Annotated in this window: 4 protein-coding genes; 3 read left to right on the top strand and 1 reads right to left on the bottom strand. The window is 45.6% G+C overall.

What is annotated here, in order from left to right; all coding sequences use genetic code 11:
* Nucleotides 1-299: 299 nt before the first annotated feature.
* Nucleotides 300-1,196, bottom strand: coding sequence for a LysR family transcriptional regulator (locus tag AK963_RS24970; protein WP_066018100.1), 897 nt, complete (start codon nt 1,194-1,196; stop codon nt 300-302).
* Nucleotides 1,197-1,339: 143 nt separating this feature from the next.
* On the opposite strand from AK963_RS24970, the gene AK963_RS24965 reads away from it, so the two are divergent.
* The 3 genes from AK963_RS24965 (at nt 1,340) to AK963_RS24955 (ending at nt 5,270) form a co-directional block, all read left to right on the top strand.
* A complete protein-coding gene (locus tag AK963_RS24965) occupies nt 1,340-2,497 on the top strand; it encodes a homogentisate 1,2-dioxygenase (RefSeq protein WP_066018099.1) in 1,158 nt (385 codons plus the stop codon).
* 20 nt (nt 2,498-2,517) lie between these two features.
* On the top strand, nt 2,518-3,558 hold the full coding sequence (hppD, locus tag AK963_RS24960; protein WP_066018101.1) for a 4-hydroxyphenylpyruvate dioxygenase: 1,041 nt from the start codon (nt 2,518-2,520) through the stop codon (nt 3,556-3,558).
* A gap of 182 nt (nt 3,559-3,740) precedes the next feature.
* Nucleotides 3,741-5,270 carry a DUF2264 domain-containing protein gene (locus tag AK963_RS24955; protein WP_066018098.1) on the top strand — a complete coding sequence of 510 codons (1,530 nt, stop codon included), beginning with the start codon at nt 3,741-3,743 and terminating at the stop codon, nt 5,268-5,270.
* The last annotated feature ends 153 nt before the right edge of the window (nt 5,271-5,423 follow it).

The raw sequence follows: 5,423 nt of genomic DNA, 5'->3' as shown, positions 1-5,423 counted from the left end.
TTTAGTAACCACATAAAAAACAAGTGTATCTAATAGGACTGCCGGTTTTCTATAAAGTTTCATTGGAGGTTAATTTGATTTTTATTAATTGTATTGATTTTTTATAAAGCCCTGAGCGGTTTGTATTTAGTTATAACTTGTAAGTTTTTTGTAAAGATTGAAATTCTGATTATTAAACAGTGCTGAATTTATTTGCTTTCTATCAGATTGTCAGGGTTAATTTATTCAATCTTGAGAAAGTATCACCGAACTCATTCTCTGTTTTCATCCCTCTTTTATCATGACGGTTCATGATAACGTTAAGAGTATTGATACTCTTCACGCAGTAACCCGAGCAGCCTGCGAGTAACAGGCCCTTTCTCTTGGGGGCGGCGCCACACGAGCTGTGGGGTAAACTGAAATTTGTGGTCACCGCGATAGTCAACAGTCACCAGCTGCCCACTGGCCAGCTCTTTTTCGATCATATAGCTGGGTATCCAGCCAAACCCCAGTCCTGTCAGTAAAGCCTTTCGCTTTTGTTGAAAGTTGCTGAGAAAGTAAACCCGCTCACCACCAAACATGGGTGTTCCAGAGAAGTAGTCAGATTGCGTCTGTTGCAGACTGTCGTGTACGGTCAGTTCAACAAATGTCTGTAGTTGTGCTCTCGAAACTGTCTTCATGGTTGATAGCGGATGTTCTCTGGACGTTACCAGCAGGTTGACGATCGGAGGGAGAGGCGCTGTTGATAGATCCGGTGACAGGGCGAACTCTTTTGTCAGCATGATGGCTGCGGTTGTCTGCTCAAAACGTCGCTGCACCCCTGCCAGGTGTTCAATATGCAGTTGAATCACTGTGGCCAGTTGTTCCTGTTCGAGTATTTTCAGTGCTTTCAGCATGGGCTCCATGGGCAATGCACCATCCATAACGACATCCAGTCTCAGCTCCCAGCCACTGCGATATCGCTGTGCCAGTGTTTCAATGTGAAGCATTTGCTGAAGCAGTTTTTTGCCTTCCCGGTAGATGACGTTCCCACTGTCCGTCAGAACCGCTCGATAGGCGCTTCGGTCAAATACCGGTGTGCCCAGAAAACGCTCCAGCTGTTTGATTTTATAGCTGACAGAGGACTGGGATTGACCCAGACGTTCGGCTGCTTTGGCAAAACTGCCTTCTTCAACAATGGCGGCCAGTGTTTGAAAGGTATCAATATCCAGGTACACAGTGTTACCTCAATCAATCCGGTCATATCGACAGTAGGTCCATCAAAATTATTGATCATCTTGCGTAAAAAACCATTCTTTTTTTATGGATATTATCTGCCTATTTTGTAAAGAAACCTGCAAATAAGCCATTGGGGTCGATCATGCCATTTTATATGAGCCAGGGAGAGTTACCTGCCAAGCGGCATATAATGTTCAAGCGTCAGGATGGTCAGTTGTACCGGGAAGAACTTTTTTCAACCCACGGGTTCTCGGGTATTTATTCCAACAAATACCATTACAACATGCCGTGCAAAACCCTCTCTGTAGAAGTTATGCCGATGAATTATGGAAATGCATGGGAGGATAGCCTGCTTCAGAACTATAAAATGGACACCAGAAAATCAGACAGGAGAGGGAATTTTTTCAGTGCTCGTAACAAGTACTTTTTCAATGATGATGTAGCCGTTTATACCGCAAGTGTCACAGAGGATACCCATCAGTTCTATCGCAACAGCTATGCCGATGAAGTGATATTTATCCATGAGGGTGAGGGTGTTCTGGCTTCGGAATACGGCCATCTAGAATTCAGGAAGTGGGATTATCTGGTCATTCCCCGTGGTACCACCTATCAATTGAAATTCAACAATTATAACGACGTGCGGATGTTTGTCGTGGAGTCAAACTCCATGGTGGAAATTCCCAGAAACTACCGCAATGAATATGGACAGCTATTGGAAACCGCACCTTACTGTGAACGGGACATTCGGGGACCGGTATTGCAGGAAGCGATTGTTGAGCAGGAAGGATATGAGCTGGTCATCAAGTACGGTGACCGTCACCAGCTTACCCGATTGCAGTGGCACCCCTTTGATCTGGCAGGCTGGGATGGTTATGTCTTTCCCTGGGCGTTCAATATTGATGAATTCGCGCCGATTGTTGGCAAAATTCATCTGCCACCGACCATTCATCTGCTGTTGACCGCCAGAAATTTTGTGATCTGTAACTTTGTTCCCCGACTGTTTGACTTCCACCCGGAAGCCATACCAGCTCCCTATTACCACTCCAATATCGACAGTGAAGAAGTGCTCTATTACGTGCATGGAGAGTTTATGAGCCGCACCGGTATTGATGCCGGCTCGGTCACTCTGCATCGAAAGGGCGTTCCTCATGGCCCTCAACCCCATAAAACAGAGGACTCTATTGGTAAGAAAGAAACTTTTGAGTATGCCGTCATGGTAGATACTTTTGCACCGCTAAAACTGACGGAGCATGTTCGTCAGACCATGGATCAGGATTATAACCGCTCATGGATTGAATAATGATCACCGGGAGAATTGATATGAATAACCAGCAGAACCCCTTGGGCTTGCAGGGTATCGAATTTACCGAGTATGCAACCCCGGACATCTCATTTATGGACAATGTGTTTTCAGATTTTGGCTTCTCACGATTGAAGCGACACAAAGAGAAAACCATTGACTATTACAATCAGAATGACATTCACTTTTTACTCAACCGCGACCCATCAGGGTTTGCCGCTGAGTTTTCCCGGAAGCACGGGCCTTCTATCTGCTCCATGGGATGGCGCGTGGAAAATGCGGAGAAGGCTCTCGAAGCTGCTATTGAACGAGGTGCGCGATCTGCCCAGGACAGCAATAAGGACCTGCCTTATCCGGCAATTTATGGAATCGGCGATAGCCTGATCTACTTAATCGATAAGTTTGGAGATAAAGGTTCAATATATCAGGATGACTTTATCGATCTCATACACCCTGAAATCCGGGAAAACAAAGGCTTTATTGCCATAGATCACCTGACCAATAATGTACACAAAGGAACGCTACAGCAGTGGGCTGACTTCTATAAGGACGTGTTTGGTTTTACCGAAGTCCGTTACTTTGATATTCGCGGTAAAAAAACAGCGCTGCTTTCTTATGCTCTCCGCTCACCCGATGGCAGCTTCTGTATACCCATCAATGAAGGTAAGGATGATAACAATAATCAGATTGATGAATACCTGGATGAGTATAAAGGACCCGGTGTTCAACACCTGGCATTCCTGAGCAATGATATTCTGGCATCACTGGATAAGATGAAAGGAAGCAATATTGAGACACTGGATATTGATGACGACTATTATGAAGAGGCCTTTCAGCGGGTGAAGGGTGTTCGAGAAGATAAGCAACGCATACAGGAACACCAGGTGCTGGTAGATGGTGATGATGACGGCTACCTTCTGCAGATTTTCACCAGGAATCTGTTTGGGCCGATATTTATTGAAATTATACAGCGCGCGAATCACAAAGGTTTTGGGGAAGGTAATTTTGGTGCACTGTTCAAGTCCATTGAACGCGACCAGGAGCGTCGGGGAGTTATTTGAGTCTGTTTACCCGCTGAATGGAGCACTTCTTTAAAAATGGCGTGTTGAAGAAGTGCAAGTCTGTTCAGTCATTTCTATTTTCTGATCAGTAAATAAGCTGAAATCGACATCATCATTTCACTTCTTGCTATTAATCTAACCGGTTTTATTATACGGCTTTCATTTATCTTTCGTTTTGTGAAATGACCATTGAAATCAGCGCCACCCCCCGTCCGGTTATTCCCTGTGAAAACCCCGATCTTTCCATGCGTTTTCGTATTTTTCGAGAGAGTCTCATTCGACGCTTTACCAGGAAGTCGGCCTATGACAGAAATGATGCTGATTTGCAGGCACTGTTTCAGGACCATGACCAATCCATTGAAAAGCAGTGCGATGCATTAACCCGGTATATTGCTGAAGCCTTTGACCACTATGCAGCCTGGGATTACAGTCACGCCTATTATCCTGGCCGGCCCAGCCAGCAGACGGCCAGAACCGATGCACTGGAAGGTACTAGTCGTGTAATTCCTGTACTGGCCGCCTGGCTGCACTTTCAAGTTGAGACGCAATTTGAGAGGAAATCCGCCAAGCAAGGGGAATTAATAACCCTTAACGGTCAGAAGCTGAACATTCCAGAGATAGTAAAATCAGCCTTTCTGGCAGGTACCAATCCGAGCCATCGGGGTTATTGGGGAAAACTAGAAAGCTATGACCAGAAAATCTGTGAAAGCGCTGATCTGGCACTGGCATTGTGGATAAGTAAGGACTGGGTCTGGAATACATTGACTGACAATGAGCGCAGGCAGGTTACCGACTGGTTTCTTCAGGTGAATCCCCTGTCCACTGTGGATAACAACTGGCATCTTTTTCCACTGACGGTTCAGTTGGTGGTGAAGTCGTTAACCGGAATTGATCATGTCGATCACCATAAGTATCAGCGAATTAAAGAGTTTCATGTGGGGGGAGGCTGGTTTCGTGATGGTGCTCGGGGTAATTACGATTACTACAATGCCTGGGGTTTTCATTACTCACTCTATTGGTTAGATCAAATAGACCCTGAGTTTGATCGTGATTTTATCCACACCTCAATGTCAGAATTTGTGTCCACTTACCGTCATTTTCTGACGCCTGAAGGTGTTGCTTTCTTTGGACGAAGTGCCTGCTACCGTCTGGCTGTCTCTGCACCACTGCTGGCCCTTCTTGATATGAAGGGGGATATGGAAAACGATCTGGAAAAATCGCCGATTACGGCGGGTGAAGCTCAGCGGTCACTGGCGACCAGCCTGAGGTATTTTATCGGTAATGGAGCCATGCGCTTTGGAGCACCAACTCAGGGGCTGTTTTCAGAAGACAGTCGTCTTGTGGATAACTACAGTGGCCCAGCCAGCAGCTTCTGGTCTATGCGGGCACTGGTAGTTGCTCTTTACTCTGGCCATCGCACTGGCTTATGGGATGCCAGACTGGAGCCTTTGCCCGTTGAGATCAGTGATTTTCAGCTCGAGATTCCAGTAATAGACGCAAAAGTGATTGGCGTAAAGCAAACCGGGGAAGTGACGGTGATTTTTACCAGTGAATACGCACAGGAGCAGTCACCGAAAACCCGAAGGCTGGAAACACAGTCGTTGAAAAATAGACTGCTTGAACAGCTGACAGGGCGAGCTGAACGTCCCAAAAATAACCTTCTCCGAAAAGGTATCACCAGTTACAGCTCAAAGATGGCGCATTTCTTCTAGAAAGTCAGAGAACTGTTTGGTTTTTGACCTTATACCAATTCCATTTTTAAATTATGAAATAACAGCCCATGAACGGGAGCATAGACTTTTCAATCGGCCAACTTCAGAAAGTAATTCATTCCATGCCTCACAGCATTTATTGATAATATCTTC

It is taken from the genome of Endozoicomonas atrinae (assembly GCF_001647025.1).
Lineage (GTDB): Bacteria > Pseudomonadota > Gammaproteobacteria > Pseudomonadales > Endozoicomonadaceae > Endozoicomonas > Endozoicomonas atrinae.
This window is presented reverse-complemented; position numbering and strand designations above follow the sequence as displayed.

Bases quoted from the DNA above. Each gene is read 5' to 3' on its own strand.
- AK963_RS24965 (WP_066018099.1), top strand. From the start codon at position 1,340: ATGCCATTTTATATGAGCCAGGGAGAGTTACCTGCCAAGCGGCATATA.
- hppD (WP_066018101.1), top strand. From the start codon at position 2,518: ATGAATAACCAGCAGAACCCCTTGGGCTTGCAGGGTATCGAATTTACC.
- AK963_RS24955 (WP_066018098.1), top strand. From the start codon at position 3,741: ATGACCATTGAAATCAGCGCCACCCCCCGTCCGGTTATTCCCTGTGAA.